This window comes from Oryzicola mucosus, assembly GCF_014534685.1.
Lineage (GTDB): Bacteria > Pseudomonadota > Alphaproteobacteria > Rhizobiales > Rhizobiaceae > Oryzicola > Oryzicola mucosus.
Window position 1 is genome coordinate 353,432 of sequence record NZ_JACVVX010000005.1, and the last position, 23,086, is coordinate 376,517.

Consider the following 23,086-nt stretch of genomic DNA (forward strand, 5'->3'; position numbering starts at 1 on the left):
CAGCATAGTTGTCGCACATGGGAGCATATTGCTGAAAGTCAAGGCAGATTTGCCGAAGTTTGGGCGGGTGACTGCCTATCCCGCAGGCTCAAAATGCCCTGAAGGTCACCGTGGTGAAGGTATCCTTAATGCCTGGGATCACATGGACACGTTCGTTGACGAAGTGACCGACATCGTCCGAGTCGTCGATATAGAACTTGGCGAGAAGATCGAAATTGCCGGCGGTCGAATAAATCTCCGAGGCGATCTCCGCGTCGGCCAGCGCACTCGCCACTTCATAAGCGCGTCCGAGCTCACATTTGATCTGGACAAAGAAGGTCTTCATGGCCGCACTCCGCAAGCTTTCTGGATCAGGACTTTTGGCAGAGGCGGCCATGGGTTTCAAGACAGGAGGCGCCAACGGACAACGCCGCCGGCAAGGTGGAGAGGCTTAGCGACCCTGAACGATTTTGACGATCTTGCTGTTGTCGGCTGCAGGATTCCGGAGCTGGAGATAGTCTTGATAGCTGATACGACCAGAAGCGATTCCGTTCATCACGCGTCTGCAGAAAACCTCCGGATAGGCCTCGACCGAGGCACCGGTTATCATCGCCACATTCTGTTTGTGAGTAAGCGACCTCTTCTTTTCGCGGTCCACGCATTTCTTCAAGGCCGCGTTTCGGGTTTCTGCAGGGCCGTTCAAAGCGGTCTGCATGGTTTTATAACGCCCTTCCGAAACGGAGGCACAACCAACCAGCGCAACCGACAGCAAGGCTAAAGTGGCGATATGCTTCACAGAATTTCCCCATTGTGAAGAAGTATTGAAACGGCTGAATGCCGCAAATTGTTCTATCGTTCCTGGTTGCGAAAAAGCAATATCGGCCTAGACGAAGCGAGGCGAAGACAGCAAAAATTTTGTCTTTGGGATTTTTCCAATATTGCGTGCCCTTCGCCAAAGAAGATCAAGCCTTTGCCAGCAACCAGGAAACCGAAAGCTCCCACCCCTCGTATCCTAATGTGAACGACCGAAAAGGGGAAAGTCATGCCGACAAGGCTGTTTGTTCTATTGCTGCTGCTGTTTCCGTTTGGGGCGAACGCGGGTGAGGCGGAAATCCAAGCGGCGCAATCGACCATTGAAAATCAGCTGAAAGCCTTCGCTTCGGGCGACAATGCGGGCGCCTATGGTTACGCAGCGCCTGGGGTGAGACAGGTATTTCCGACGCTCGAATCCTTCATGGGCATGGTCACCGGCGCCTATAGGCCCGTCTACCGACCAAAAGACTATAGTTTCGGCAAGGTCGAGGAAATGGGCACCGGCGAAGTCGTGCAACAGCTCCTGCTCACAGGCGAAGATGGCAAGAACTATGAGGCGGTCTATGTGCTCGAGCGTCAGCCGGACGGAAGCTGGCGTATCAAAGGTGTCAGTCTCAAGGCCTCAAACGCTTTGACGATCTGACCTGCGAGGCAGCCAGTCTACAGCTTCGCCAGATCGCCCCTCGCCCAGGCCTCGGAGATCGTCGCCGCCCGCTCCGTCAGCGCGCCGGCCGAAATCGCCTCGCGGATATCGGCCATGAGTTTTTGGTAATAGGACAGGTTGTTCCACGTCAGCAACATCGCCCCCAGAGCCTCCTGGCTCTTCACCAGATGGTGCAGATAGGCGCGGGAGTAGTCCCGGGCCGCCGGGCAATCGCTTTCCTCGTCTAGCGGACGGTGATCGTCAGCATGCCGGGCGTTGCGCAGATTGATCTTGCCGCGCCTCGTATAGGCAAGGCCATGGCGGCCGGCGCGGGTCGGCATCACGCAATCGAACATGTCGATACCCCGCATCACCGATTTCAGGATATCGTCGGGTGTGCCGACCCCCATGAGGTAGCGAGGCTTCTCTTGGGGCAGTTCGGGACAGGTGACCTCAAGCATGTCGAGCATGACCTGCTGCGGCTCGCCGACGGCAAGCCCGCCCACCGCGTAGCCCTTCAGTTCCATAGCCTTGAGCGCCTGAGCAGAGCGGACCCGCAGATCCGGCATGTCACCGCCTTGGACGATGCCGAACATCGCCTTGCCCGGCTGGTCGCCAAAGGCCGTCTTGCAGCGGTCCGCCCAGCGCAGAGACAGTTCCATCGCGCGTTCGATCTCGGTGGGCTTGGCAGGCAGCGCCACGCATTCGTCGAGTTGCATCTGGATATCGGAATCCAGCAGGCCCTGGATTTCGATGGAGCGCTCGGGCGACATCTCATAGGCAGCGCCATCGATATGGGAGCGGAACGTCACGCCCTGTTCGTTGAGCTTTCGCAATTTCGACAGCGACATGACCTGAAAGCCGCCGGAATCCGTCAGGATCGGCCAAGGCCAGCGCGCGAAATCATGCAGGCCACCTTGTCGCGCCACGCGCTCTGCGCCGGGCCTGAGCATCAGGTGATAGGTATTGCCCAGGATGATGTCGGCGCCTACGCCGCGCACCTGATCCATATACATGGCTTTCACCGTGCCGCCGGTGCCGACCGGCATGAAGGCCGGCGTACGCACGACGCCGCGCGGCATCGAAATTTCCCCGCGCCGCGCATTTCCGTCGGTGGCAAGCACCTTGAAGGAGAAATCAGCGGTCATCGGTCGTTCCTGAACAGAAGGCTGGAATCGCCATAAGAGTAGAAGCGGTAGCCATTTGAGATCGCATGCGCATAGGCCTCCCGCATGGTCTCGAAACCGGCGAAGGCCGAGACGAGCATGAACAGCGTCGAGCGCGGAAGGTGAAAATTGGTCATCAGCACGTCGACGGCCTTGAAGCGGTAGCCGGGGGTGATGAAGATATCGGTCGCTCCAGACCACGCGGCCAACGCGCCGTCCTCCCTAGCGGCGCTTTCCAGCAAGCGCAGCGAGGTGGTGCCAACCGAGACGATGCGCCCTCCCCGTGCCCGGACCGTGTTAAGCGCTTCGGCGGTTTCGGCCGAGACATGGCCGATCTCGGCATGCATCTTGTGGTCGGCGGTATCGTCTGCCTTGACCGGCAGAAAGGTGCCCGCGCCGACATGGAGGGTGACGAAGTGCTTTTCGACGCCCGCTTGTTCAAGCGCTGAAAAAAGCGAAGGGGTAAAATGCAGGCCTGCTGTCGGGGCGGCAACCGCGCCCTCCTCCCGCGCATAGACGGTTTGATAATCGGCGCGGTCGCGCTCGTCCTCGGGACGCTTGGAAGCGATATAGGGCGGCAGCGGAATATGGCCGACAGCGTGCAACGCCTCGTCCAGCGCCGCGCCCGAAAGATCGAAGCCAAGAACGACCTCGCCGGCATCGCCCTTCTCGACGACCGTCGCATCCAGTGCACCCGTCAGGCAAACGGCGCTGTCGTGACCGAACCGGATGCGGTCGCCGGCGGCGACACGTTTTGCGGGCCGCATGAAGGCACGCCACCGGTCCGGGGCCTCGCGCATGTGAAGCGTCGCGTCGACCTGCGACATGTTTTCGCCTCGGAACCGGGTTCCGCTGAGTTGCGCAGGGATGACTTTGGTATCGTTCAGCACCAAAGCATCGCCGGGTCGAAGCAGCGACGGCAGGTCGCGGACGATCAAGTCCTTAAACCTCTGGTCTGGACGGACCAGCAATAGCTTTGCCGCGTCACGCGGCTCTGATGGCCTGAGAGCGATACTCGCCTCCGGCAGATCGAAATCGAACAGATCGACGCGCATCAGGTCAACCGAATGAGCAGCGCCCCGCTCAGAAGCATGAGCGCACCGGCAACACGGCCAAGAGTGATTTCACGCACAGCGAGGCCCAGAAACCCTACCCTGTCCATGACCAGTCCCGCCAGAAGTTGGCCAGTGACGAGAAAAGCCATGGTGGCGGCAGCTCCGATCCGCGGCACCAGCAGAACGCCGCTGGTCACAAAGGCCGCGCCCAGGACGCCACCCGCTACGAAGAGCCAGGGCGCAGGCGTGCGCCAACCCAGCGAAACGCCTTGCGTCTGGGTCATCGCCGCGGTGACGAGACCCAGAACGATGGCGCCCACGAGAAACGAGACGGCGGCGGCGGCCACCGGCAGGCCCAGCCCGCGGCCGAGCGCGGCATTGATCGGAGCCTGGGTGGCGACAAAAGCGCCAGCCAGGATTCCGAGCAGCGACCACAACACGCCGGCCACCTTTTTTGTCTCAGGCCGGAACGTCGGCGGCGACCTTCATCGACACGATCTTGTCGGGATCCTGGACCGGCTCGCCGCGCTTGATGGTATCGACCTTGTCCATGCCTTCGATGACCTGACCCCAAACGGTATACTGGCGGTTGAGGAAGCCAGCATCCTGGAAGCAGATGAAGAACTGCGAGTTCGCGGAATTGGGGTTCTGCGAGCGTGCCATCGAGCAGGTGCCGCGGGCGTGGTTGACGTTGGAGAACTCTGCCTTCAGGTCTGGCTTGTCCGAACCGCCCATGCCGGCGCGCGCGGGGTTGAAGGAAGCGCCGGTCGATTTGCCAAACTTGACGTCGCCCGTCTGCGCCATGAAACCGTCGATGACGCGATGGAAGACAACGCCATCATATGCACCTTCGCGAGCCAGTTCCTTGATGCGGCCGACATGGCCGGGAGCGAGGTCCGGAAACAGTTCGATAACGACCGTACCCTTGGTCGTTTCCATGATGAGTGCGTTCTCGCGATCTTTGATCTCGGCCATTGTGCCTGTCCTTTTCTATCCGATTACTTGTTGTCTGCGGCGATGCGCACCTTCACCATGCGGTCGGGGTCGCTGACAACCCCGTTCATGGAAGAATCGCCCTTCTTGATATTGTCCACCAGTTCCATCCCGGTCTCGACTTTGCCGACGACCGTGTATTGGCCATTCAGCGAAGACGCGGTGTCGGTCATGATAAAGAACTGGGAATTGGCCGAGTTTGGATCCTGGGCACGCGCCATGCCAAGCACGCCGCGCACGAAAGGCTCCTTGGAGAATTCGGCTGGCAGATCGGGCAGTTCCGAACCGCCGGTGCCGGCGCGCGCGGGGTTGTATCCATCGGTCATATCGCCGAACTGAACGTCGCCGGTCTGCGTCATGAACCCATCGATGACACGATGAAAGGCAACGTTGTCATAGGCGCCCTCACGAACCAGCTTCTTGATCTGCTCGACATGCTTAGGCGCCAGATCGGGGCGGAGAGCGACGGTGACGTCGCCGTCTTTCAACGTGATGATCATCGTGTCCTCCGGGCTTGCGGCCATAGCGGACAATGATCCGGCGAGAAGGCCGGCGGCAATAACGAACGAAGAGGCTAAGGTCCTCATTTTCATAAAACGGCTCCGTCAGGGATTTGAGGGAAAAGACCCTATGCTTTGAACTTTGCGGTCAGCGCACCGGCGACATTGGCCGGAACAAAGGGACGGATGTCGCCGCCCATCGCCGCAATCTGGCGCACGAGTGTGGCAGTAATGGTGCGCACCGAAGGACTGGCGGGCAGGAAAACGGTTTGCAGGTCCGGAGCCATGGTTTCGTTCATGCCTGCCATCTGCATCTCGTAGTCGAGGTCCGTGCCGTCGCGCAGGCCGCGAATCATGATCGATGCGCCGATCTTGCGCGCCGCATCGATAACCAGACCATCGAATGCCACGACCTTGATGCGCGCCCCGTCCGTCCCAAACTCCGCGCTACAGGCGGCTTCGATCAAGGAGACCCGCTCCTCGAAAGAAAACAGCGGCTTTTTGCCGGGATGGATGCCAATGGCCGCGTGCACGGTATCGGCAACAGCCAACGACGCCTTCAACACGTCCAGATGGCCATTGGTCAGCGGATCGAAGGAGCCTGCATAGATTGCGATGCGTTCTGTCATGCGGTGCTTCTAACCGATCCTGCGACGAGGGGAAAGCGGCAGCCGAAATGCAATCAGTCATTAAGCATGAACCGCAAATGAGTTTGGCGTTCAGGTCCAGTTCAAGGAGTTGTGAACACTCTCTGGACCACGATGCATGAACCAAATCCGGCTTTGCCCGTTCTTGATCCAGGAGAACATGCCAATGATGATCTATATGCTTGCCGCGGCCATGACCATCGCAATGCTGATCGCTACGGCTTTCGGCCTTCACCAGGAGGCAGAGCGAGCCCGGGTGAAAGAAAGCACGAAACGCCTCGATTTGCTTGGCTGGCGTGCGCCGCATCAGTTGAACTGAATTACCTGCTGACCCTCCAGTCAGAAACAGAAAAGCCGCTCTAAATCTTAGAGCGGCTTTTTTGTATTGGCTTACCCTGTCAGTTCTCGGTGTTGCCTTCGTCAGGTATAGAACCGGCGGAACCCACATCTTCCGCTGTCGCACCAGATACTTCACCTTCCATATCTTCCTCACCTTGCGGCTCGGAAATACGCTCGACGGACACGACTTTCTCGTCATCAGCGGTATTGAAGATGGTGACACCCTTGGTCGCGCGGCTGGCGAAACGGATGCCGTTGACGGGCACCCGGATGACCTGCCCGCCATCGGACACCAGCATAATCTGGTCCTCATTGGCGACCGGGAAGGTTGCGACCAGACGTCCGATTTCCGCGACCTTCGAGACGTCGGTGGCACGAATGCCTTTTCCGCCGCGCCCGGTCAGGCGGAAGTCGTAGGACGACGAGCGCTTGCCATAACCATATTCGGTAACGGTCAGCACGAATTGCTCATGGGCCTTGAGCTCCTCGTAGCGGACCGGAGGCAAGGTTGTCTCCTCGCCGATATCTTCGTTGGTCAGCGCGATTTCTTCTTCCTCGACACCCGCGACCTTCCGCTCATTGGCCGCCTGCTTGAGATAGGCGGCACGTTCGGCGGGGCTCGCATCGACATGTTCGAGGATCGTCATCGAGATGGCGCGGTCTTCCGCTCCCATCGCGATGCCGCGCACGCCCTGCGAATCCCGGCCCTTGAACACGCGGACATCGGTCACTGAGAACCGGATGCACTGGCCTGTATCGGCGGTCAGCAGCACATCGTCGTTTTCCGTGCAGGTCTCTACCGCGAGGATGGCGTCGCCTTCCTCGTCGAACTTCATGGCGATCTTGCCATTGCGGTTGACCTGGGTGAAATCAGACAGCTTGTTGCGGCGAACGGTCCCGCGCGTGGTGGCGAACATCACATCCAGATCGCCCCAACTGTTTTCATCCTCGGGCAGCGGTAGAATCGCAGTGATCCGGTCGCCATTCTCTATTGGCAGCAGGTTGATCAGGGCCTTGCCCCGCGACTGCGGGTTGCCGATCGGTAGCCGCCACACCTTTTCCTTGTAAACGATACCGCGTGAGGAGAAGAACAACACCGGTGTATGGGTATTGGCGACAAACAGCCGTGTGACGAAATCTTCTTCCTTCGTCGCCATGCCGGAGCGCCCCTTGCCGCCACGGCGCTGAGCCCGATACAGCGACAACGGAACGCGCTTGATGTAGCCGGAATGGCTGACGGTGACGACCATATCCTCACGCGGGATCAGGTCTTCGTCATCCATGTCCGAACCGGCATCGGTGATCTCGGTGCGGCGCGGCATGCCGAACTCGTCTCGTACAGCGGCAAGTTCATCCTTGACGATCTGCTGAATGCGCGCGCGCGACGACAGGATGTCGAGGTAGTCGCTGATCTCGACACCGATGGTGTTGAGTTCATCCGAAATCTCGTCGCGACCAAGCGCGGTGAGGCGCTGCAGACGCAGCTCCAAAATCGCGCGGGCCTGTTCTTCGGATAGGTTGTAGGTGCCGTCCTCGTTGATGCGGTGGCGCGGATCGTCGATCAGAAGGATCAGCGACTCGACGTCGCGCGCCGGCCAGCGGCGCTCCATCAACTGCTCGCGCGCCGTCTGCGGGTCGGGTGCAGCCCGGATAAGACGGATCACCTCATCGATATTGGCAACCGCGATAGCCAAGCCGACCAACACATGGGCGCGGTCGCGTGCCTTGCGCAGCAGGAACTTGGTGCGGCGGCTGATGACCTCCTCGCGGAATGCGACGAACGCCGTCAGCATATCCATGAGGTTCATTACTTCGGGTTTGCCCCCATTCAACGCAACCATATTGGCGCCGAACGACGTCTGCAGCGGAGTGAAGCGATAGAGTTGGTTGAGGATTACCTCTGTGTTGGCATCGCGCTTGAGCTCAATGACGACGCGATAGCCTTGCCGGTCGCTTTCGTCGCGGATGTCGGAGATGCCTTCGATGCGCTTGTCGCGCACCAGTTCGGCCATCTTCTCGATCATAGTCGCCTTGTTCACCTGGAAGGGAACCTCGGTGATGATGATCGCCTCGCGGTCGCCACGCATCTCCTCGATGGCGACCTTACCCCGCATGACGACGGAGCCCCGCCCGGTGGTGTAGGCGTTATAGATGCCTGAACGCCCAAGGATCAGACCGCCCGTGGGGAAGTCAGGCCCAGGAATGATGTCCATCAGATCGGGCAGCGAAATGGCGGGATTGTCGATCACCGCGATGGCGCCGTTACACACCTCGACAAGATTATGCGGCGGGATATTGGTCGCCATGCCGACGGCGATGCCGCCCGATCCGTTCACAAGCAGGTTGGGAAAGCGGGCTGGAATGACCTTGGGCTCGCTGTCGGAGCCGTCATAGTTCTCCTGGAAATCGACCGTATCCTTGTCGATATCCTCGATCAGTTCATGTGCAACCTTCGTCAGGCGCGCCTCGGTGTAGCGCATCGCCGCAGGCGGATCGCCGTCGATGGAGCCGAAATTACCCTGCCCGTCGATCAGGGGCACGCTCATCGACCAATCCTGGGCCATGCGCACCAGGGCATCGTAGATCGAGGCGTCGCCATGCGGATGGTATTTACCCATCACGTCGGAAACGGGCCGCGCGGATTTCACATGCTTGCGGTTCCAGTGATAGCCGCTTTCATGCGAAGCATAAAGGATGCGGCGATGCACCGGCTTGAGGCCGTCGCGAACGTCTGGCAGCGCGCGGCTCACGATGACGCTCATGGCGTAATCGAGGTAAGAGCGCTGCATCTCCTCCATGATCGAAATGGGCTCGATGCCTGAAGGACCGTCCGGTCCGCGCGGAGTTTTCTGATCAGTCAAAATCGGACCACGCAAAGTTTAAGAATCATCATAGCTATATATAGGAATGCGACGGTTTTCTCCAATGTCGAACGTGGTTTTCCAGAGCTGATTTTCCTCTTTATTTCAAAAGGATAGGCGTAAAAACCTAAAACGTTTGCCGTCTCGTTTCCGACAAGTTGCTGATCGGGCGTGGAATCGACCATTCTCCTCTGGTGAAGAACTGCGCGCCGGGCTAGCCTGCTCTGAGACGAGGAGAGCGCATGCCAACGCTGGACAATGTCTTCAACGCCTTCGTGACCATCCTGGTAACCATCGATCCCCCGGGGCTGGTGCCGATCTTCCTGGCCGTGACGCGGGGCATGAACCGCCAGCAGCGGCAGCAGGTCTCGGTGCGCGCATGCGTGATGGGCTTTGGCGTTCTGGCCCTCTTCGCGCTTGTGGGCGCAGGCGTTTTGTCTGTCTTCGGCATCACCTTGCCAGCGTTCCGCGTGGCGGGTGGCCTGCTGCTGTTCTTCATCGCCTTCGAGATGATCTTTGAGAAGCGGACGGACCGGAAGGAGAAGATTTCCGACGTCGCGATTACCAGGGACATGATCCATGACATCGCCGCCTTCCCCCTGGCCATACCGCTTATCGCCGGTCCCGGCGCGATATCGGCCACCGTGCTTCTGTCCGGCTCGTTCGGTGGATGGCTGGCACAGGCCATGCTGGTCGGCATCATCCTCGCCTGCCTGTTGATCACCTACGCCGTCTTCGTGCTATCCGAAAGCATCGACAAATTGATCGGCCAAACCGGTCGCTCGATTTTGACCCGTCTGCTGGGCGTCATCCTCGCCGCCCTTGCCGTTCAATTCGTCGCCGATGGCGTGAGAGCGTTGATGGCGGCTTAACGCAGCGGCGAGTCGCAGAAAACTCCCACAAAAGAAATCGGCTCGGAATCCGCAGGATTTCCGAGCCGATGACCCATGAAGAACAATGGCGTCGTCAAAGCGACGTCGATATTGCTCAGAACGGAATTTCGTCGTCGAGATCCTGCGAACCGCCGCCGCGCGACCCACCGCCGCTTCCGCCGCCGCGAGAAAAGCCCTCGCTTGGACTGGACTGGCCGAAATCGCTTCCCACATTGCGGCCCCCGCCGCCACCGCCGGAGTAACCGCCGAACTGACCGCTGTTGTCGCCGCCCTGCCCACGAGAATCCAGCATCTGAAGCTCGCCACGGAATTTCTGCAGCACCACTTCCGTGGTATAGCGCTCGTTGCCGGTCTGATCCTGCCATTTGCGGGTCTGCAACTGACCCTCGACGTAAACCTTCATGCCCTTTTTCAGATACTGCTCGGCGACCTTGGCGAGACTGTCGTTGAAGATCACGACATTATGCCACTCTGTCTTTTCTTTACGCTCGCCGGAGTTCTTGTCGCGCCAGCTTTCCGATGTCGCGATCCGGATGTTGACGACCGGGTCGCCGGAATTCAGACGACGGATTTCAGGATCAGCGCCGAGATTACCGACCAGAATGACCTTGTTGACGCTACCTGCCATGACACCGCTCTCCTGCGCTCGTCCGAAACCATCTAACTGCCGCACCCTAGCGCATCGGCCTGCCAAATGCGCCGTCCTTGGCCGAATTGGCCGCGCACTGTCCACAGCAGTTTTTGTTCTCCTTATGTTCTATAGCGACCATCCATCGATTTCAAGCTCCTCTAGTAGGAATTCGTGCACGCCACCTTGTTTGCATCTCCAAGGAAACCGCTTTTAAAAATAAAGGTCTTGCGGTCATCAGACCAGCAAGACCTTCTTTTTGTCGCTTCTGCGACTACGTCGAAGCCAGCTTCGACGGTGAATTCGGATGCTGCGCAGTATCACTGCTGATCCGACTACAGTTTCTGATTTGAAATCATATCGACAAGGAATTCGGACCTTGCCGCGGCCTCGCTTTTAGCGAAGCCTTTGGGGACTCTCCGGTGGAGTCATACCTCACTCCTTCTTCGGTTGGTTCCATGATCGATTGCTGCACACATGTCTGCGGCGTCTCGCAGACTGCCATTCGTCTCAGAAAGGCTTGTATTCAACGTGCCTGCAACGACAGGATGAGGGTGCGCCATCGCTTGTCGACCGTCAACGGCAAACCACCCAAACGAGCTGAAATGTGATTGAATCGGTTAAAGTTGAAACACTAAGAACCGATCAGCCTTGGCTGCGCTCGCGACGCAGTTTCGCCCAGTAGTCAAGACGTTTGCGGATATCGCGCTCGAAGCCGCGCTCCGGTGGATCGTAGAAGGTGTGCCGTCCCATCTTCTCTGGAAAATAGTCCTGCCCGGAAAAGGCGTCGGGCTGATCGTGATCGTAGCGATAGCCGTCGCCGTAGCTCTCGTCCTTCATCAGCTTCGTTGGAGCGTTGAGGATATGCTTTGGCGGCAGCAGCGAGCCGAACTCCTTGGCCGCGCGCATCGACGATTTGAATGCTTTGTAAACCGCATTGGATTTGGGAGCGCTCGCCAGATAGACGCAAGCTTGGGCGAAAGCCAGTTCCCCCTCGGGCGAGCCGAGATAGTCATAGGCATCCTTGGCCGCATTGGCGATGACGAGCGCCTGCGGATCGGCGAGTCCGATGTCCTCCACCGCCATGCGAACCAGCCGCCGGCCGATATAGAGCGGATCTTCGCCGGCATCAAACATGCGGGAAAGATAGTAAAGTGCTGCATCGGGATCGGAGCCGCGCACCGATTTGTGCAGCGCAGATATCAGATTGTAGTGTCCATCCTGTCCCTTGTCATAGATCGGGGCACGTCGCTGCACGATGTCCTGCAGTTTCTCCGCGCTGAACACCTCGCCTGGGCCGGCCGCGCGCCAGACTTCCTCGGCGAGCGTCAGCGACGAGCGGCCATCGCCGTCAGCCATGCGAACAAGAACCGCCCTCGCCTCTTCATCCAGCGGCAACGGTCTACCTTCGGTCTCTTCGGCCCGGATCAGCAACTGAGCGATGCTGTCTTCCGAAAGCGACCGGAACACGAGCACGCGCGACCGCGACAGTAAGGCGGCGTTAAGTTCGAAAGACGGATTTTCGGTCGTGGCACCCACAAGAATAACGGTTCCGTCTTCCATCACCGGCAGGAAGGAATCCTGCTGCGCGCGATTGAACCGATGAATCTCATCGACGAAAAGAAGCGTCTGCTTTCCGTTCGCTCGGCGCAGGCGGGCGGCTTCAAAAACCTTCTTGAGGTCTGCGACACCGGAAAACACCGCAGAAATCTGCTCGAAACTCTGGCCGGTCTGCCCGGCCAGAAGGCGTGCCGCCGTGGTTTTGCCGGTACCGGGCGGCCCCCAGAAGATCATCGACCCCAGCGACCCAGAACGGATCATCCGGGTCAGCGCTCCATCCTCGCCGGTCAGATGCTCCTGGCCAACAATGTCTTCGAGCCGGCTGGGCCGTAGCCGATCCGCCAGGGGGCGTCCCGCAGGCGGCGTGTCGGCCGCGCCCGTACCGAAGAGATCGGCCATGTCATGATCCGTGCTAGTAGCGCAACATCTGGCGCATGATGCGCCCGTCGCGTTCTACGGTAAAGCGCCACCAGCGCGTGTCCTGTTCGGCAAGCGCCTTCAGCTTCTCCGTGCTGTCGATGGTTTCGCCGTTCAATTCGCGCACGATGTCGCCAGGACGAAAGCCGAAGCCAGCGGCGGGCGAGCCGCGGTCGACATCGATCACCGCGACACCCTTGGCATCTGCGTCGACTCGCAATCTCTGCGCGAGCCTGGGCGAAAGCTCAGCCACCTTCGCGCCGGCAAACGGGCTGCGTCCGCCCAAAGTCAGTTCGGTCGATTTCATACCCTCGGGCGCTCGCTCGAGAGCGACCTCCAAAGCCTTTTCCTCACCCTTGCTGAACACCGCGAGCACAACCTTGGAACCGATCGGCCGGGTGGCCAGGCGATAGTCGAGGGCTTCCACATGCTCGACCGCGACATTGTCGAGGGACATGACCACGTCGCCGGGCTTAAGCCCTGCCTTGGCCGCCGGACCCTCCGTCGTCACCGACGACACCAACGCTCCGAATGGACGCTCCATGCCGAGCGATTCGGCAATCTGCGACGTGACCGGCTCGAAGACCGCGCCGATGAACGGACGCTCGAAAAACGTACTGCCATTCTTGGCAGCATCCACGAAAGCGCGAACCATGTTGGATGGAATGGCAAAACCGATACCGATGGAGCCGCCGCTGCGGCTGAAGATAGCGGTGTTGATGCCGGCAAGTTGGCCGCCCATATTGATCAGCGCGCCACCCGAATTGCCGGGGTTGATGGCCGCATCCGTCTGGATGAAAAACCCAAAATCGTTGACGCCGATATGGGTGCGGGCAAGTGCAGAGACGATGCCGCTGGTCGTCGTCTGCCCGACGCCGAACGGATTGCCGATGGCCAGCACCAGATCGCCAACCTCCAGCGCGTCGGAATCGCCAATGCCGATCACCGGAAACGGCTTGTCGGATTCGATCTTCAAAACTGCGAGATCGAGCGTCTCATCCTTGAGCAGAATCTTACTTTCGAATTCGCGTCCGTCCGACAAGGCAACTTTGACCTGATCGGCGTCACGGATGACGTGGTTGTTGGTGACAACGATACCCGAAGGATCGACCAGAACACCCGAGCCGAGCGACTGTGCCCGACGCGGCGTCTTGCCTCCAAAGAACTGCTCGAAGAACGGATCGCCTTCGAAAGGCGACCTCGCCCGCGTCTGCTGCGAGGCGTAGACGTTGACCACCGCCGGCGCCGTCTGTTTGACCAGCGGCGCAAAGGACAGTTGCATCTGGTCGCGACCGAGCGGCACGCGGTTGGGCGCGGCCGGCGCATTCGGATCCTGGTTGCCGCGCAGAAGATCGGTGATCACATCTGACAAGCCGGGATTGGGATTCTCAGGCAGCTTTGGTTGGGCATCCTGAGCCGAGGCGACGCCGGCATAAGTCAGCCACCCTCCAAGCAGGAACACCGATACCGACTTCACGCGCATGAACGAATCCTTCCAGGTCCTAGTGGGCGGCATTTGTCATCAGGATTGTGCAAATTGAAAGGCTCTGGCTCGAAATCGAGTTTAAAATTGCGGTTCGAGCATGAAGACCATCAGGTCAAAAACAGGCGTCTCAGCTTCACCGACATTCATGACCATCAAAATTGCATAGGGCTCGTCGGGTTTTAAAGACGGTAGCCTGAGACGTAGAATACGGTGACCATCGTTTACGACGACCACATCCAAATCCGTTTTCCAATTGGATGTCTGCACATGAGAAAGGCCATCGAGCTTCTCAAACAGCTCTTTTGCAGCTTGGGCATTGTTGAAAGGCCGGTCATTAAGAGCAGTGAATGCATTCCAATCTTTATCTTTAGCACTTTCCAGAATCTCTCCGATCCGGATTGTTTCCGCTGCACTTGGAACCTCGTCAACGAACCGCCAGTCGCGCGCCGTGCCGATAATGACTGCAATTTCACCGTAGCCGCGCTCCCTGGCGTGTTCCAACGGCGTCTTGCCTTCATTATCAGGCAGATTGCGGGCACCGGCCCAAATGAGCGCGTCGACAATATAGCGATAATTTTCGCTGCCATCGCCCAGGATGACGGCTTCCATCAGGGCGGTCCAACCAAGGCGGTTGATGTGATTAACGTCTACGCCGGCTTCTATCAGCAGCGTCACGGTTGAAAGATGACCGTGGTGCGCAGCCGGGATGAGCGCGGTGCCGCCATAACGGTTGGTGTCCTTGAGATTCGCTCGGCCGCTCGCCAGGATCAGCTTAAGGATATCGTCGCGTCCTTCGGCTCCCGCATACAGATAGGGCGTGTCTTCTATCGAGTCCTTCGCGTTGACATCTGCCCCGGCCTCGATCAGCAGTTCGGCAACTCCGACATGGTCGCCGCGCGTGGCCAACAGAAGCGCTGTGCGACCCTGCGGATCGCGCACCTCAAGATCGGCCCCGGAGCGCACAATCTCCCTGACTTGTTCAACGTCACCCGCGACGACCGCCTGCATCAACATCGACGCCTTCCCCGCATAGGCGGGCTGCACCCAAGCAGCCATCACCACCAGCGCTATCCCTGCCCATCTTCCAATCATGTCCTCACCATCCTGGACCTGAACATACTGAACGAAGCGCAACAAAAAAGGGCCCGCAAGCGAGCCCTTCTTCACATCCGGCTATCAGCCAGAAATCAAGCCGCTTCGGATTCCTCATTGGCAGCTTCTGCCTCGAGGCGAGCGCGGTCCTTGGCACCCTTGGCATCAACATCGCGCTCGACGAACTCGATGACTGCCAGCGGAGCGTTGTCGCCCTGGCGGAAGCCTGCCTTCATGATGCGAAGGTAGCCGCCGTTGCGGTTGGCATAGCGCGGAGCGATCGTGTCGAACAGGCGCTTGACGACGCCTTCATTGCCGATCTGGGCAATAACCTGACGGCGGGCGTGCAGGTCACCGCGCTTGCCGAGCGTGACCAGCTTCTCGACGATCGGACGCAGGTCCTTCGCCTTGGGAAGCGTGGTGACGATCTGCTCGTGCTCGAGCAGCGAGACTGCGAGGTTGGCGAACATCGCCTTCCGATGGCTTACACTGCGTGCAAAACGGCGGCCTTTGAAACCGTGGCGCATGGCTCTTATCCTTCTTTTCGTTGTTCAAGAGGCCACGGCCTCTGATGATTTTCCGCATGACCGTCGGACCAGACGGCTTGCGCCGCCGATCCTTGGAATCATGCTCAATACTGGTCTTCGTAACGCTTCGCGAGATCGTCGATGTTTTCCGGCGGCCAGTCCGGCACTTCCATGCCGAGATGCAGGCCCATCGCTGCCAGAACTTCCTTGATCTCGTTCAGAGACTTGCGGCCGAAGTTCGGCGTCCGCAGCATCTCTGCTTCCGTCTTCTGGATGAGATCGCCGATATAGACGATGTTGTCGTTCTTCAGGCAGTTGGCCGAACGCACCGAAAGCTCGAGTTCGTCGACCTTCTTCAGCAGCGCCGGGTTGAAGGCGAGTTCGGTGACCTGTTCGGAAGCCACTTCCTTCTGCGGCTCGTCGAAGTTGACGAACAGAGCAAGCTGGTCCTGCAGGATGCGGGCGGCAAATGCCACCGCGTCTTCGCCGGTGATCGAACCATCGGTCTCGATGGTCATGATCAGCTTGTCCTTGTCGAGTTCTTCGCCGTGGCGGGTGTTCTCGATCTTGTAGGACACCTTCTTGACCGGCGAATACAGGCTGTCGACCGGGATCAGGCCGATCGGCGCGTCTTCGGCGCGGTTGCGGTCCGCGGGCACATAGCCCTTGCCGGTGTCGACGGTGAATTCCATGCGGATTTCAGCGCCCTCGTCCAGCGTGCAGATGACGTGGTCGGGATTCAGGATCTCGACATCGCCAACTGTCTGGATGTCGCCGGCGAGCACGGCGCCGGGGCCTTGCTTGCGCACGACCATGCGCTTGGGACCATCGCCTTCCATGCGGATAGCGATTTCCTTGATGTTGAGAACGATGTCGGTAACGTCCTCGCGAACGCCCGGGATCGAGGAGAACTCATGCAGCACGCCGTCGATCTGCACCGCAGTGACGGCAGCGCCGCGCAGCGACGACAGCAGCACGCGACGCAGCGCGTTGCCGAGCGTCAGACCGAAGCCACGCTCCAGCGGTTCGGCAACAAGCGTCGTCAAGGTCTTGTTCTTGGAAGAGAACTCAACCTTGTTCGGCTTGATCAGTTCTTGCCAGTTTTTTTGAATCATTGTGACTTCCTTCCGTTACCCCATCACCATTCAATCGTGATGGGCGACCTGGAAGCCGTGAAGGATCGCGCCAACCGCGCCCGCACGGCGGGTGAATGGTTAGACGCGACGCTTCTTGCGCGGACGGCAACCATTGTGCGGGATCGGCGTCACGTCGCGAATCGACGTAATCGTGAAGCCGGCAGCCTGCAGCGCACGGAGTGCGGACTCACGTCCCGAACCGGGTCCGCAAACCTCGACTTCGAGGGTGCGCATGCCATGTTCCTGGGCCTTCTTGGCAGCATCTTCAGCAGCCATCTGCGCTGCGAACGGTGTGGACTTGCGCGAGCCTTTGAAGCCCTGCGCGCCGGCCGACGACCAGGCAATCGAGTTGCCCTGCGCATCGGTGATGGTGATCATCGTGTTGTTGAAGGTCGAATTCACGTGAGCGACGCCCGACGAGATGTTCTTGCGTTCGCGACGGCGAACGCGTGTGGCTTCCTTGGCCATCTTAGTCCTTTCTTTCGATCTCTACGCCGCCGTAATGCCAGCGGCTACACCTAGGGAGCGAGTAGCGACACAGCAAATAGCGAGTAGGGAAAGCCCCTATTCGCCACTCGCTAAACCCTATTCGCTCAATTACTTCTTCTTACCGGCGATCGCCTTGGCAGGACCCTTGCGGGTGCGGGCGTTCGTGTGGGTACGCTGACCGCGAACCGGCAGCGAACGACGGTGACGCAGGCCGCGGTAGCAGCCCAGATCCATCAGACGCTTGATGTTCATGGAAACTTCACGGCGAAGATCGCCCTCGACCTGATAATCGCGGTCGATGGTTTCGCGGATCTGCAGAACTTCGGCATCCGTCAGCTGGTTGACGCGACGCTCAGCCGGGATGCCGACTTTCTCGACGATCTCCTGGGCGAACTTGGCGCCGATGCCGTGGATGTACTGCAACGCGATGACGACGCGCTTGTTGGTCGGAATATTGACGCCGGCTATACGAGCCATTTCATATCTCCATCTAGGCCGGCTTACCCGGCGTTTGAGTTTGCCCCGCGTCCGGTGGAGGCCGGCCCTTGCGGGAATTCCCGACGCATGCATAAGCACGACGCCAAACAGGCGCCCCACCTCGCAGCTATTGGGAGACGGGGCGCTATAGATCAGCAGTTAACAAAAGTCAACAGCAAGGCACCGGCTTTCGGCAATCAGCCTGCCGAGGCCGTTTCCTTGAGCACATCTTCGATCTGAGCGGTGACCGCGGACATGTCCGCCATGCCATCCACCATCTTCAGTTCGCCGATGCCGGCATAATACGAAGACAGCGGCGCGGTCTTCTCACGATATTCGACGAGCCGCTTCTTGAACGATTCGGGATTGTCATCCGCGCGAACAGTACCACCCGCGGCAATCGTCTCGGCAACGCGGGTCTCGATGCGCTTGATAAGCGCCGCTTCGTCGACCTTCAACTCGACAACCGCGTCGAGCGCGAGGTCTTTCTCGGCCAGGATCTCGGTGAGTGCCTTGGCTTGGGGAACGGTTCTCGGATAGCCGTCGAGAATGAACCCCTTGGAGCAGTCAGGCTCGCCGACACGATCCGCTACGATGGCATTGACGATCTCGTCGGAAACCAGTCCGCCAGAATCCATCACCGACTTCGCGCGCAGACCGACTTCCGTCCCTGCCTTCACCGCTGCGCGCAACATGTCGCCGGTCGACAACTGGGGAATGCCATACTTCTCGGTGAGAATCTTGGCCTGTGTTCCCTTGCCCGCTCCGGGCGGTCCCAGCAGTATGAGTCTCATCGTCCCCTCTTCCCCCCACGCAACTTCGACTTCTTGATCAGCCCTTCATACTGATGGGCAATCAAATGTCCTTGAATCTGTGCCACCGTATCGAGCGTGACGCTCACTACGATCAGCAGCGACGTGCCGCCAAGGTAGAACGGAACACCCGTCGCCGAAATGAGAAATTCGGGGAACAGACAGATAAGAACAAGATAGGCCGCGCCGATGACGGTGATGCGCGTCAGCACATAATCGATATACTCGGCGGTACGCTCGCCGGGGCGATAGCCCGGGATGAATCCGGAGTGCTTCTTGAGCTGGTCAGCCGTATCCTTCGGGTTGAAGACGATCGCGGTGTAGAAGAACGCGAAGAACACGATCATCGCCGCATACATCGCCATATACAGCGGCTGGCCATGTCCGAGCGCCGAAAGAACGCCGCTTGCCCAGTTCGGAAGCGTGGTCTGATCCGAGAAGCCGGCAACGGTCGCAGGCAGAAGCAGCAGCGACGATGCGAAGATCGGTGGGATGACGCCGGCGGTGTTGAGCTTCAGCGGCAGATGCGAGGTATCGCCCTGGAACATGCGGTTGCCCACCTGGCGCTTCGGATACTGGATCAGAAGGCGGCGCTGGGCGCGCTCGAAGAACACGATGATGGCGATAACAGCGATAGCCATGACGATGATCGCAAGGATCAGGCCGGTCGAAAGAGCGCCGGTGCGCCCAAGCTCAAGAGTGCCGCTGATGGCGCTCGGAAGACCGGCGACGATGCCCGCGAAGATAATCAGCGAGATGCCGTTGCCGATGCCACGCGCGGTGATCTGCTCGCCCAGCCACATCAGGAACATGGTGCCGCCGACAAGCGTAATAACGGTCGAGATGCGGAAGAACATGCCGGGGTCGGTGACGATGTTGTTACCGCCTTCGAGCCCAACGGAAATACCATAGGCCTGAACGATTGCGAGCAACACGGTGCCGTAGCGGGTGTACTGGTTGATGACCTTGCGGCCCTGCTCGCCTTCCTTCTTCAGCGCTTCAAGCGACGGCACGACCGACGTCATGAGCTGCATGATGATGGAGGCGGAAATATACGGCATGATGCCAAGGGCGAAGATCGCCATGCGCTCGACGGCGCCGCCCGCGAACATGTTGAACACGCCCAGCACGCCCCGGCTCTGCTGCGTGAAAGCCTGGGCGAATGCGTCGGGATTGATTCCCGGCAGCGGAATGTAGGTGCCCAGCCGATAAACCAATAGCGCACCCAGCGTGAACCAGATGCGCTTCTTCAGATCTTCGGCCTTGGCGAAGGCTGCGAAATTCAAATTGGATGCAAGTTGTTCTGCAGCCGATGCCATATAAAATTCTCCGCTTGATCACGCTTCTCGTCCGCGATGGGACGCGGCGCGTGTCGCCGAAGCCACGAGATAAGCTCCGGAGGCTCAACATGCAAGCGGCGGTATCTCTACCGCCGCTTGTTCGTAAGCCTGATTATTCGGCGGCTGCCTTTTGGGGCAACTTCACCGATCCCCCGGCCTTCTCGATCTTCTCGATCGCAGCCTTGGAGGCGCCGGCCACGTCGAAGGCCAGCTTTGTCTTGAGATCGCCATCCGACAGGATGCGAACGCCGTCCTTGGCGCGGCGGATGATGCCAGCCTTAAGCAGCGTCTCGGCATTCACCGTCTCTTTCGCATCGAACTTCTTGGCCTCGATGGCCTTCTCGATGCGTCCGAGCGAAACGGACACGAAGTCCTTCGCGAAGATGTTGTTGAAGCCGCGCTTGGGCAGACGACGATAAAGCGGCATCTGGCCGCCCTCGAAGCCGTTGATGGCAACGCCGGAACGTGCCTTCTGACCCTTGACGCCGCGTCCGCCGGTCTTGCCCGAACCCGAGCCGATACCACGGCCAAGACGCTTCTTGGCGTGGGTCGAGCCTTCGTTGTCACGCAGATCGTTGAGTTTCATGATCGTTCTCCTGCGCCCGACTTACGCCTCGTCCACAACGCGGACGAGATGGTTGACCGAAGCGATCATTCCGCGCACGGACGGCGTGTCCTCGAGCGTGCTCTTGCGATGCATCTTGTTCAGGCCGAGGCCGATCAACGTTGCACGCTGCTCCTTGGGCCGGCGGATCGGGCTTCCGATCTGCTCGACGGTGATGGTCTTGGTAGCTGTCTTGGCCATGGTCTTGATCCCTGGTCCGCCGACTATTCTTCGGCGACCGCGTTGCCGCGGCGTGCCTGAAGCGTCGAATACTTGATGCCGCGAGCCGCAGCCACATCCTTCGGATGCATCTGGCTCTTCAGCGCGTCGAACGTTGCGCGAACCATGTTGTACGGGTTCGACGAACCCATCGACTTGGCAACCACGTCATGCATGCCGAGCGTCTCGAACACGGCGCGCATCGGACCGCCGGCGATGATTCCGGTACCGGGCTTCGCGGCGCGAAGCAGGACGCGACCTGCGCCCCAGCGGCCTTCGACGTCGTGGTGCAGAGTACGGCCCGAGCGCAGCGGAACGAAGATCAGTTCGCGCTTGGCAGCTTCGGTGGCTTTGCGGATGGCTTCCGGCACTTCACGTGCCTTGCCGTGACCAAAGCCTACTCGGCCCTTCTGGTCGCCAACAACGACGAGTGCTGCAAAACCAAAACGCCGGCCGCCCTTGACGACCTTGGCGACGCGATTGATGTGGACCAGCTTGTCGACAAACTCGCTATCGCGTTCCTCGCGATCGCGGCCGCCGCGGTTGCGGTCGTCCCTACGTTCCTGTGCCATATCCTGTTCCTTATTCTTTTCCGGACGCACGGGTTGCTGAAAGCCCATCCTCTTCATGGAGAGGACGGGCGGTGAAAAATCAGAAGCTCAGGCCACCTTCGCGGGCAGCATCGGCAAGCGCCTTGATGCGGCCGTGATAGATGTAAGCGCCGCGATCGAACACCACATCCGTGATGCCGGCTTTGACGGCGCGTTCTGCAACCAGCTTGCCGACAGCGGCGGCGGCAGCGGAGTCGGCGCCGGTCTTGAGCGAACCCTTGAGGTCCTTCTCAAGCGTGGAAGCAGCAGCCAGCGTGTGACCGTTGGCGTCGTCGATCAGCTGAACGTAGATGTTCTTCGACGTACGGTGAACGGACAGACGCGGACGACCGTTTGCAACAGCCTTGATCTGACGACGAACGCGCGACGAGCGGCGCTGCGTGGTTTCCTTGGAAGCCATAGTTCGAATTCCTTGCCTTCTGAAACGGGTCTGTCCGTGTGCGGTAGGTCATGGGACCTCCCGCGGCCAGGCACCGCGGCGTTGTTACTTCTTCTTGCCTTCTTTGCGGACGATCTTCTCGCCAGCATACTTAACGCCCTTGCCCTTGTAAGGCTCGGGGCTGCGATATTCGCGAATCTCGGCCGCAACCTGGCCAACCTGCTGCTTGTCGATGCCCGACACAACGATTTCCGTCGGCTTCGGCACGGTCAGCGTGATTCCCTCGGGGGCCTCGTAGACCACATCGTGGCTGAAGCCAAGAGCGAGCTGTAGATTCTTGCCCTGAAGTGCAGCACGATAACCGACGCCGCTGATCTCGAGACGCTTCTCGAAGCCGTCCTTCACACCCGAAAGGATGTTGACGATCTGCGTGCGGGACATGCCCCACTTGGAGCGTGCAACCTTGGACTGGTCACGCGGCTGGACGGAGATTTCGCCGTCTTCGAACTTTACCAGAACCTCGTCATTGACGACGAACTTGAGCTCACCCTTGGGGCCTTTCGCCGTGACGGTCTGACCGTCGACGGAGGCGGTTACGCCCTGCGGAAGCTGAACTGGTTTCTTACCAATACGAGACATGGTCTTGTCCTCGTTACTTTTATTGTTTCAGGCCTTGCGAACTAGAACACCTGGCAGAGGATTTCCCCGCCGACGTTCTTCTCACGTGCCTCATGGTCGGCCATAACGCCCTTCGGAGTCGAAAGAATGGCGATGCCGAGACCGTTGGCGACCTGCGGAATGGATTTGGCCGAGACGTAGACGCGACGACCCGGCTTGGAAACGCGCGAAATCTCGCGAACGACCGGGGCTCCGTCGAAATACTTCAGCTCGATTTCGATCTCGGACTTGCCGTTGCCGAAGTCGGCCTGGCTGTAGTCCCGGATATAGCCTTCCGTCTTCAGCACTTCGAGAACGCGAGCGCGAAGCGTCGAAGCGGGCGTGGAAACGGAAGTCTTCCGGCGGCCGTAAGCATTCCGGATACGGGTCAGCATATCGCCGATAGGATCACTCAATGACATCTTATGTCCTCCTTACCAGCTCGACTTGACCAGGCCGGGGATGACACCCAGCGAGCCAAGTTCGCGAAGTGCGATACGCGACATCTTCAACTTGCGATAATAAGCGCGCGGGCGACCCGTGATCTCGCAACGGTTGCGGACACGGATCTTCGCGGAATTGCGCGGCAGGGCAGCCAGCTTCAGCTGAGCGCGGAAACGCTCTTCGATCGGCTTGGACTGGTCCATGATGATGTCCTTGAGGACCTTACGCTTGGCAGCGTACTGGTCGACAAGCTTGCGGCGCTTGTTGTTCTTCTCGACTGAGCTGGTCTTTGCCATTTCAGATTTCCTTTTCTCGCTGC

Annotated in this window: 30 protein-coding genes; 4 read left to right on the forward strand and 26 right to left on the reverse strand. The window is 59.5% G+C overall.

Features of this window, described 5'->3' with window-relative positions; translation table 11 throughout:
- Positions 1-88: 88 nt before the first annotated feature.
- Together ICI42_RS17460 and ICI42_RS17465 are read right to left on the reverse strand one after the other, a co-directional pair.
- Positions 89-325, reverse strand: coding sequence for an Lrp/AsnC ligand binding domain-containing protein (locus tag ICI42_RS17460; RefSeq protein WP_188165865.1), 237 nt, complete (start codon positions 323-325; stop codon positions 89-91).
- A 105-nt stretch (positions 326-430) separates the two neighbouring features.
- Entirely contained in the window at positions 431-775 is a 345-nt protein-coding gene (locus ICI42_RS17465; protein WP_188165866.1) for a hypothetical protein, read from the reverse strand.
- A gap of 38 nt (positions 776-813) precedes the next feature.
- On the opposite strand from ICI42_RS17465, the gene ICI42_RS17470 reads away from it, so the two are divergent.
- Complete coding sequence (locus ICI42_RS17470; protein WP_188165867.1) at positions 814-1,083, forward strand: hypothetical protein; 270 nt, start codon at positions 814-816, stop codon at positions 1,081-1,083.
- Positions 1,022-1,435: a DUF4864 domain-containing protein gene (locus tag ICI42_RS17475; RefSeq protein WP_188165868.1), complete on the forward strand. Its 414-nt coding sequence runs from the start codon at positions 1,022-1,024 to the stop codon at positions 1,433-1,435. Before ICI42_RS17470 ends, ICI42_RS17475 begins: the two co-directional genes overlap by 62 nt.
- A gap of 17 nt (positions 1,436-1,452) precedes the next feature.
- On the opposite strand, the gene tgt is transcribed toward ICI42_RS17475, so the two are convergent.
- From tgt to coaD, 6 genes are read right to left on the reverse strand one after another with little or no spacing between them, the layout of a single operon-like run.
- Positions 1,453-2,583 (reverse strand): tRNA guanosine(34) transglycosylase Tgt, encoded by a 1,131-nt coding sequence (gene tgt / locus ICI42_RS17480; RefSeq protein ID WP_188165869.1) that lies wholly within the window; start codon positions 2,581-2,583, stop codon positions 1,453-1,455.
- Entirely contained in the window at positions 2,580-3,656 is a 1,077-nt protein-coding gene (queA, locus tag ICI42_RS17485) for a tRNA preQ1(34) S-adenosylmethionine ribosyltransferase-isomerase QueA (protein WP_188165870.1), read from the reverse strand. The genes tgt and queA overlap by 4 nt, the downstream gene beginning before the upstream one ends.
- Complete coding sequence (locus tag ICI42_RS17490) at positions 3,656-4,105, reverse strand: DMT family transporter (RefSeq protein WP_188165871.1); 450 nt, start codon at positions 4,103-4,105, stop codon at positions 3,656-3,658. The genes queA and ICI42_RS17490 overlap by 1 nt, the downstream gene beginning before the upstream one ends.
- A gap of 10 nt (positions 4,106-4,115) precedes the next feature.
- Positions 4,116-4,631: a peptidylprolyl isomerase gene (locus ICI42_RS17495; protein WP_188165872.1), complete on the reverse strand. Its 516-nt coding sequence runs from the start codon at positions 4,629-4,631 to the stop codon at positions 4,116-4,118.
- Between the two features lie 23 nt (positions 4,632-4,654).
- Entirely contained in the window at positions 4,655-5,242 is a 588-nt protein-coding gene (locus ICI42_RS17500) for a peptidylprolyl isomerase (RefSeq protein ID WP_188165873.1), read from the reverse strand.
- Positions 5,243-5,277: 35 nt separating this feature from the next.
- Entirely contained in the window at positions 5,278-5,778 is a 501-nt protein-coding gene (gene coaD, locus ICI42_RS17505) for a pantetheine-phosphate adenylyltransferase (RefSeq protein WP_188165874.1), read from the reverse strand.
- A gap of 184 nt (positions 5,779-5,962) precedes the next feature.
- On the opposite strand from coaD, the gene ICI42_RS17510 reads away from it, so the two are divergent.
- The gene (locus ICI42_RS17510) at positions 5,963-6,115 is read left to right on the forward strand and encodes a hypothetical protein (RefSeq protein WP_188165875.1); all 153 of its coding nucleotides are present in this window, start codon (positions 5,963-5,965) and stop codon (positions 6,113-6,115) included.
- A 79-nt stretch (positions 6,116-6,194) separates the two neighbouring features.
- Here the strand turns inward: ICI42_RS17510 and gyrA are convergent, their stop codons facing one another.
- Entirely contained in the window at positions 6,195-8,996 is a 2,802-nt protein-coding gene (gene gyrA / locus ICI42_RS17515) for a DNA gyrase subunit A (RefSeq protein WP_188165876.1), read from the reverse strand.
- Between the two features lie 242 nt (positions 8,997-9,238).
- Here gyrA and ICI42_RS17520 point away from each other — a divergent pair, with 242 nt between their 5' ends.
- On the forward strand, positions 9,239-9,868 hold the full coding sequence (locus tag ICI42_RS17520) for a MarC family protein (protein WP_188165877.1): 630 nt from the start codon (positions 9,239-9,241) through the stop codon (positions 9,866-9,868).
- Positions 9,869-9,983: 115 nt separating this feature from the next.
- Here the strand turns inward: ICI42_RS17520 and ssb are convergent, their stop codons facing one another.
- From ssb to rpsN, 17 genes are all read right to left on the reverse strand, one after another.
- Positions 9,984-10,517, reverse strand: coding sequence for a single-stranded DNA-binding protein (gene ssb / locus ICI42_RS17525; protein ID WP_188165878.1), 534 nt, complete (start codon positions 10,515-10,517; stop codon positions 9,984-9,986).
- Between the two features lie 645 nt (positions 10,518-11,162).
- Positions 11,163-12,476: a replication-associated recombination protein A gene (locus ICI42_RS17530; RefSeq protein ID WP_188165879.1), complete on the reverse strand. Its 1,314-nt coding sequence runs from the start codon at positions 12,474-12,476 to the stop codon at positions 11,163-11,165.
- Positions 12,477-12,489: 13 nt separating this feature from the next.
- On the reverse strand, positions 12,490-13,977 hold the full coding sequence (locus ICI42_RS17535) for a DegQ family serine endoprotease (protein ID WP_188165880.1): 1,488 nt from the start codon (positions 13,975-13,977) through the stop codon (positions 12,490-12,492).
- Between the two features lie 81 nt (positions 13,978-14,058).
- Positions 14,059-15,147, reverse strand: a complete 1,089-nt coding sequence (locus ICI42_RS24145; RefSeq protein ID WP_330999190.1) for an ankyrin repeat domain-containing protein — start codon at positions 15,145-15,147, stop codon at positions 14,059-14,061.
- A 20-nt stretch (positions 15,148-15,167) separates the two neighbouring features.
- Entirely contained in the window at positions 15,168-15,599 is a 432-nt protein-coding gene (rplQ, locus tag ICI42_RS17545; protein WP_188165881.1) for a 50S ribosomal protein L17, read from the reverse strand.
- A gap of 104 nt (positions 15,600-15,703) precedes the next feature.
- A complete protein-coding gene (locus ICI42_RS17550; RefSeq protein WP_188165882.1) occupies positions 15,704-16,714 on the reverse strand; it encodes a DNA-directed RNA polymerase subunit alpha in 1,011 nt (336 codons plus the stop codon).
- Between the two features lie 99 nt (positions 16,715-16,813).
- Positions 16,814-17,203, reverse strand: coding sequence for a 30S ribosomal protein S11 (rpsK, locus tag ICI42_RS17555; protein WP_188165883.1), 390 nt, complete (start codon positions 17,201-17,203; stop codon positions 16,814-16,816).
- A 129-nt stretch (positions 17,204-17,332) separates the two neighbouring features.
- A complete protein-coding gene (rpsM, locus tag ICI42_RS17560) occupies positions 17,333-17,701 on the reverse strand; it encodes a 30S ribosomal protein S13 (RefSeq protein ID WP_188165884.1) in 369 nt (122 codons plus the stop codon).
- A 197-nt stretch (positions 17,702-17,898) separates the two neighbouring features.
- Positions 17,899-18,495 (reverse strand): adenylate kinase, encoded by a 597-nt coding sequence (locus ICI42_RS17565; RefSeq protein ID WP_188165885.1) that lies wholly within the window; start codon positions 18,493-18,495, stop codon positions 17,899-17,901.
- Complete coding sequence (secY, locus tag ICI42_RS17570; protein WP_188165886.1) at positions 18,492-19,832, reverse strand: preprotein translocase subunit SecY; 1,341 nt, start codon at positions 19,830-19,832, stop codon at positions 18,492-18,494. Before secY ends, ICI42_RS17565 begins: the two co-directional genes overlap by 4 nt.
- Positions 19,833-19,965: 133 nt before the next feature.
- Positions 19,966-20,439 (reverse strand): 50S ribosomal protein L15, encoded by a 474-nt coding sequence (gene rplO / locus ICI42_RS17575; RefSeq protein WP_188165887.1) that lies wholly within the window; start codon positions 20,437-20,439, stop codon positions 19,966-19,968.
- Between the two features lie 21 nt (positions 20,440-20,460).
- A complete protein-coding gene (rpmD, locus tag ICI42_RS17580; RefSeq protein WP_188165888.1) occupies positions 20,461-20,658 on the reverse strand; it encodes a 50S ribosomal protein L30 in 198 nt (65 codons plus the stop codon).
- 23 nt (positions 20,659-20,681) lie between these two features.
- Positions 20,682-21,248 (reverse strand): 30S ribosomal protein S5, encoded by a 567-nt coding sequence (gene rpsE, locus ICI42_RS17585; protein WP_188165889.1) that lies wholly within the window; start codon positions 21,246-21,248, stop codon positions 20,682-20,684.
- A gap of 79 nt (positions 21,249-21,327) precedes the next feature.
- The gene (gene rplR, locus ICI42_RS17590) at positions 21,328-21,687 is read right to left on the reverse strand and encodes a 50S ribosomal protein L18 (RefSeq protein WP_188165890.1); all 360 of its coding nucleotides are present in this window, start codon (positions 21,685-21,687) and stop codon (positions 21,328-21,330) included.
- Between the two features lie 84 nt (positions 21,688-21,771).
- Complete coding sequence (gene rplF / locus ICI42_RS17595) at positions 21,772-22,305, reverse strand: 50S ribosomal protein L6 (protein WP_188165891.1); 534 nt, start codon at positions 22,303-22,305, stop codon at positions 21,772-21,774.
- Between the two features lie 41 nt (positions 22,306-22,346).
- Positions 22,347-22,745: a 30S ribosomal protein S8 gene (gene rpsH / locus ICI42_RS17600; RefSeq protein ID WP_188165892.1), complete on the reverse strand. Its 399-nt coding sequence runs from the start codon at positions 22,743-22,745 to the stop codon at positions 22,347-22,349.
- A 12-nt stretch (positions 22,746-22,757) separates the two neighbouring features.
- A complete protein-coding gene (gene rpsN / locus ICI42_RS17605) occupies positions 22,758-23,063 on the reverse strand; it encodes a 30S ribosomal protein S14 (protein ID WP_188165893.1) in 306 nt (101 codons plus the stop codon).
- Positions 23,064-23,086 lie beyond the last annotated feature (23 nt).

What these genes read in the sequence shown, in the direction of transcription:
- ICI42_RS17460 (WP_188165865.1), bottom strand. Translation starts at nt 325, where the DNA reads ATGAAGACCTTCTTTGTCCAGATCAAATGTGAGCTCGGACGCGCTTAT.
- ICI42_RS17470 (WP_188165867.1), top strand. Translation starts at nt 814, where the DNA reads ATGCCGCAAATTGTTCTATCGTTCCTGGTTGCGAAAAAGCAATATCGG.
- ICI42_RS17475 (WP_188165868.1), top strand. Translation starts at nt 1,022, where the DNA reads ATGCCGACAAGGCTGTTTGTTCTATTGCTGCTGCTGTTTCCGTTTGGG.
- tgt (WP_188165869.1), bottom strand. Translation starts at nt 2,583, where the DNA reads ATGACCGCTGATTTCTCCTTCAAGGTGCTTGCCACCGACGGAAATGCG.
- queA (WP_188165870.1), bottom strand. Translation starts at nt 3,656, where the DNA reads ATGCGCGTCGATCTGTTCGATTTCGATCTGCCGGAGGCGAGTATCGCT.
- ICI42_RS17495 (WP_188165872.1), bottom strand. Translation starts at nt 4,631, where the DNA reads ATGGCCGAGATCAAAGATCGCGAGAACGCACTCATCATGGAAACGACC.
- ICI42_RS17500 (WP_188165873.1), bottom strand. Translation starts at nt 5,242, where the DNA reads ATGAAAATGAGGACCTTAGCCTCTTCGTTCGTTATTGCCGCCGGCCTT.
- coaD (WP_188165874.1), bottom strand. Translation starts at nt 5,778, where the DNA reads ATGACAGAACGCATCGCAATCTATGCAGGCTCCTTCGATCCGCTGACC.
- ICI42_RS17510 (WP_188165875.1), top strand. Translation starts at nt 5,963, where the DNA reads ATGATGATCTATATGCTTGCCGCGGCCATGACCATCGCAATGCTGATC.
- ICI42_RS17520 (WP_188165877.1), top strand. Translation starts at nt 9,239, where the DNA reads ATGCCAACGCTGGACAATGTCTTCAACGCCTTCGTGACCATCCTGGTA.
- ssb (WP_188165878.1), bottom strand. Translation starts at nt 10,517, where the DNA reads ATGGCAGGTAGCGTCAACAAGGTCATTCTGGTCGGTAATCTCGGCGCT.
- ICI42_RS17530 (WP_188165879.1), bottom strand. Translation starts at nt 12,476, where the DNA reads ATGGCCGATCTCTTCGGTACGGGCGCGGCCGACACGCCGCCTGCGGGA.
- ICI42_RS17535 (WP_188165880.1), bottom strand. Translation starts at nt 13,977, where the DNA reads ATGCGCGTGAAGTCGGTATCGGTGTTCCTGCTTGGAGGGTGGCTGACT.
- rplQ (WP_188165881.1), bottom strand. Translation starts at nt 15,599, where the DNA reads ATGCGCCACGGTTTCAAAGGCCGCCGTTTTGCACGCAGTGTAAGCCAT.
- ICI42_RS17550 (WP_188165882.1), bottom strand. Translation starts at nt 16,714, where the DNA reads ATGATTCAAAAAAACTGGCAAGAACTGATCAAGCCGAACAAGGTTGAG.
- rpsK (WP_188165883.1), bottom strand. Translation starts at nt 17,203, where the DNA reads ATGGCCAAGGAAGCCACACGCGTTCGCCGTCGCGAACGCAAGAACATC.
- rpsM (WP_188165884.1), bottom strand. Translation starts at nt 17,701, where the DNA reads ATGGCTCGTATAGCCGGCGTCAATATTCCGACCAACAAGCGCGTCGTC.
- ICI42_RS17565 (WP_188165885.1), bottom strand. Translation starts at nt 18,495, where the DNA reads ATGAGACTCATACTGCTGGGACCGCCCGGAGCGGGCAAGGGAACACAG.
- secY (WP_188165886.1), bottom strand. Translation starts at nt 19,832, where the DNA reads ATGGCATCGGCTGCAGAACAACTTGCATCCAATTTGAATTTCGCAGCC.
- rplO (WP_188165887.1), bottom strand. Translation starts at nt 20,439, where the DNA reads ATGAAACTCAACGATCTGCGTGACAACGAAGGCTCGACCCACGCCAAG.
- rpmD (WP_188165888.1), bottom strand. Translation starts at nt 20,658, where the DNA reads ATGGCCAAGACAGCTACCAAGACCATCACCGTCGAGCAGATCGGAAGC.
- rpsE (WP_188165889.1), bottom strand. Translation starts at nt 21,248, where the DNA reads ATGGCACAGGAACGTAGGGACGACCGCAACCGCGGCGGCCGCGATCGC.
- rplR (WP_188165890.1), bottom strand. Translation starts at nt 21,687, where the DNA reads ATGGCTTCCAAGGAAACCACGCAGCGCCGCTCGTCGCGCGTTCGTCGT.
- rplF (WP_188165891.1), bottom strand. Translation starts at nt 22,305, where the DNA reads ATGTCTCGTATTGGTAAGAAACCAGTTCAGCTTCCGCAGGGCGTAACC.
- rpsH (WP_188165892.1), bottom strand. Translation starts at nt 22,745, where the DNA reads ATGTCATTGAGTGATCCTATCGGCGATATGCTGACCCGTATCCGGAAT.
- rpsN (WP_188165893.1), bottom strand. Translation starts at nt 23,063, where the DNA reads ATGGCAAAGACCAGCTCAGTCGAGAAGAACAACAAGCGCCGCAAGCTT.